The 2,158-nt window shown below is 64.4% G+C and carries 2 protein-coding genes; both read left to right on the plus strand.

The genetic code is table 11. The features are described from left to right. Nucleotides 1–53: 53 nt before the first annotated feature. Complete coding sequence (locus FPZ47_RS27250) at nucleotides 54–380, plus strand: hypothetical protein (RefSeq protein WP_033711234.1); 327 nt, start codon at nucleotides 54–56, stop codon at nucleotides 378–380. A 386-nt stretch (nucleotides 381–766) separates the two neighbouring features. Further along, a complete protein-coding gene (locus tag FPZ47_RS27255) occupies nucleotides 767–1,840 on the plus strand; it encodes an IS110 family RNA-guided transposase (RefSeq protein WP_008256196.1) in 1,074 nt (357 codons plus the stop codon). Nucleotides 1,841–2,158: the final 318 nt, after the last annotated feature.

Consider the following 2,158-nt stretch of genomic DNA (forward strand, 5'->3'; position numbering starts at 1 on the left):
CCACTACCGTTGGCGCTCACTACTACACAGCGGAGCACTCCACCAACTTGTCAATGCACTCTGAATTACGAAGAGCCATCAAACCCATCGGCTACGGCGCTGGCCGCGACGGCCAGCGCCGCCGCCTCTACGACGAGCCCATGACCCCACTGGACCGGCTGCTGGCAGCCGGGGTCCTCTCGCCAGCCCAAGAATCGGAGCTGCTTGCCTACCGCGACACCCTGAACCCCGCCGCGATCGCACGCCAGATCGCCGATCTACAAGCCGCCCTGCTCAGACTCGCCAAGAACAAGACCGAACACCTCTACCTCGCCGCCATCCCCACCGCCCTACCCGAGGTCAGATCCGGCATCCGCATCCAGAACAAGACCGCCAGTTGACCTCGTTTTCGCGGGCATTCCTTACGTGATGCATGGATCAGGTTTCGCGGGCAACTTGACGTGATGCATCACGCCCCCGACGCAGCATGTGAGAAGTTTCCTTACTGCTATTAAAGAACTACCGGCGTTTCCGCGGCCTCGCGAAGCGGGGCGTCGGTAGGGTCCGCGTCCGAACCGGTGCGGTCTGACTCATTTCTTTACCGGCCGCGAGCAGTGTGGCGTGCCTGCAATCGTCAGATCCGTCGACCGTGCCTGGTTCGGCGCGGAACCGCCGGACGGAATGACCTGATAGGAGCGCGACCAAGCATCCCGTAGCAGTATCGTCCCCGCCCGACGGCTTCGCCCTTTCACCCCATCCAGGAAATCCCGGTCACAGGAAGGCCGCAATGCAATCCACCATCGCCGCATCCACCCAACCACAGGTCACCGTCGGTGTCGACACGCACAAGCAGTTCCACGTCGCCCACGCCGCCGATCAGCTGGGCCGTCCGCTGGGCAGCCACCGCATGGCAGCCAGCACCGCCGGGTACCGTCAATTCGTGTCCTGGGCTCACGGGCTGGGCCAGCTCGTCATCGTCGGTATCGAAGGCCCCGGCCACTACGGCGCGGGCCTGGCCCGCTACCTGCGCGCCGAGGGCATCGCGGTCACCGAGGTCGGCCGCCCCAAACGGCAGCGCCGGGCACGCTACGGCAAATCCGACGACACCGATGCGGCCGGAGCCGCCGCGATCGTGTTGGCCGGCGAAGCCCTCGGCGACCCCAAGTCCGCCGACGGTGCTGCCGAAATGGTGCGGGTGCTGCGGGTGGCCCGTACCAGTGCGGTGCGCGCCCGCGCCAAGGCCTACACCGCCCTGCAGGACCTTTTGGTCACCGCTCCCGCAGCGCTGCGTGAACAGCTGGCCGGCCTCTACAAAAAGCGTCTCATCCAGGCCTGCAAACAGTTGTCTGAGTCCGAAACGCCAAGCAGTCCAACCGATGCCATCACGATGGCGATCAAATCACTGGCGGCGCGCTGCGAGCAACTCGACGTCGAAGCCGCCCGGCTCAAACACCACATCGACACCATCACCGCCACCGCCGCACCGCAGTTGCGCGCCGTCTACGGTGTTGGCCCCGACACCGCCGCCACGCTGCTGGCAGCGATCGGCGACAACCACGATCGGATCACCAGCGACGGCGCCTTCGCTAAACTCTGCGGAGTCAGCCCGCTGCAGGCCTCCAGCGGCAAAACCGTCCGACACCGACTCAACCGCGGCGGCAACCGTGATGCCAACCGGGCGCTGCATGTCATCCTGGTCGTGCGGCTGCGCCGCCACCAACCCACCCGTGACTACATGGCGCGGCGCCTCGCCGAAGGGAAAACCAAAAATGAGGTCATGCGCTGTCTCAAGCGCTACCTCGCCCGCGAAATCTTCCACGCCCTCCAACCGTCAAGAAAGGCAACAAAAATCGTTGCCTGAACATAGGAGCATCTGGAATCAAGATCGCCGAGGTCGGCAACGTGGGCTGACGGCGTTGCCGGATTCCGGGATTCACGTCGTGAGAACGAATCGTGGCGAGAGGACAGCTGCAGCCGGACACTCCTCGTCCGCGAATAAGCCCTGAGGCCAGGGGGAACCGCGGGAGCTTGACGGATCCGCCGTGTCCGCCGATACGGCACCGGGATGGCTTTTGTCTGCAGTGGAGCTTGCCTGTCTCGAATAGCAGATCCTCATCTGCGTTGATACACCGGGCGTTCGGTCGTCGCTATCTTGTCAAAGCGACCTCGAAATAATCTC

Origin of the sequence: Mycobacterium helveticum (genome assembly GCF_007714205.1) — a bacterium.
Taxonomy (GTDB): domain Bacteria; phylum Actinomycetota; class Actinomycetes; order Mycobacteriales; family Mycobacteriaceae; genus Mycobacterium; species Mycobacterium helveticum.